Source organism: Marinobacter sp. UBA3604, assembly GCF_002375325.1.
GTDB lineage: Bacteria > Pseudomonadota > Gammaproteobacteria > Pseudomonadales > Oleiphilaceae > Marinobacter > Marinobacter salarius.
In genome coordinates this window covers 1-948 of the sequence record NZ_DFMB01000012.1, presented here as the reverse complement: position 1 = coordinate 948, position 948 = coordinate 1, and the positions used below count along the sequence as shown (strand labels likewise).

2 protein-coding genes are annotated in these 948 nt (G+C 53.8%); both read right to left on the bottom strand.

All coding sequences use genetic code 11. The features are described 5' to 3' along the window. Positions 1 to 60 precede the first annotated feature (60 nt). Complete coding sequence (gene lspA, locus B2590_RS02960; protein WP_286847840.1) at positions 61 to 573, bottom strand: signal peptidase II; 513 nt, start codon at positions 571 to 573, stop codon at positions 61 to 63. A 3-nt stretch (positions 574 to 576) separates the two neighbouring features. Then, the coding region (locus B2590_RS02955; protein WP_286847838.1) for a cation transporter at positions 577 to 948 on the bottom strand (372 nt) is incomplete at its 5' end.

Below are 948 nucleotides of genomic sequence, written 5' to 3'. Positions count from 1 at the left end.
GTCAGTACAGACGATATCTTTAAAGTCAACTTTAAGGTCAAGGCGTTTGTCAGATGTTTTTTAGCCTGATCCATCGAGCTCGACGTTCGTGCCCGATTTTTCGGGTATAAAACTGACATAGAGGAAAAGCACGGTGCCCAGCACAATGGCGATATCGGCAAGGTTAAAGGCTGGCCAGTGCCAGGATTGCCAATAGACATCAAAGGAATCCACAACATAGCCACGAAATATCCGGTCAATCAGGTTGCCCATGGCACCGCCAAGAATAAGGCTGTACGCGATGGCTTCTCCCCTGCGGCGGCACTGAAGAATCAGCCCGATCAGTACAATCGAGACAACTACCGCGACTGAGATAAGAAAGTACCGCTGCCAACCTCCGCCATCGGCAAACAGGCTGAATGCGGCACCGGTGTTCCAGACATGCACCCAGTTAAAGAACGGGGTCACCGGAATCGACTCGCCATACGCCATTGACTGCTGGACCGACCATTTTACAACCTGATCAGACGCCGCAATCAGGCCCGAAATAGCCAGCAGGCCATACGGCAAGAGTTTTTTGGTAACGATGGACATTGTTTAACCCTTGAGCGCCAGGATGCGCCTGGCACCGTTGAGTACGATAATCCCCGCGATGCTGCCGATGATAAGGTCCGGATAATTGGAGCCAGTCCACGCGACCAGGGCGCCAGCGGTAATGACCCCCAGATTGATCACCACATCGTTGGCTGAGAATATCCAGCTCGCCTTCATGTGGGCACCGCCCTTCCGATGTTTGGATATCAGCAGCAGACAGGTGGTGTTGGCGATCAATGCGATGAACGCAATCCCCATCATTACCAGCGACTCAGGCTCACTGCCGAAGACAAAGCGCCTCACCACCTCTGCGAGTACGCCCACAGCCAGTATCAGTTGGAGTACGCCCGCAAGATGCGCCGCACGCACCTGCAT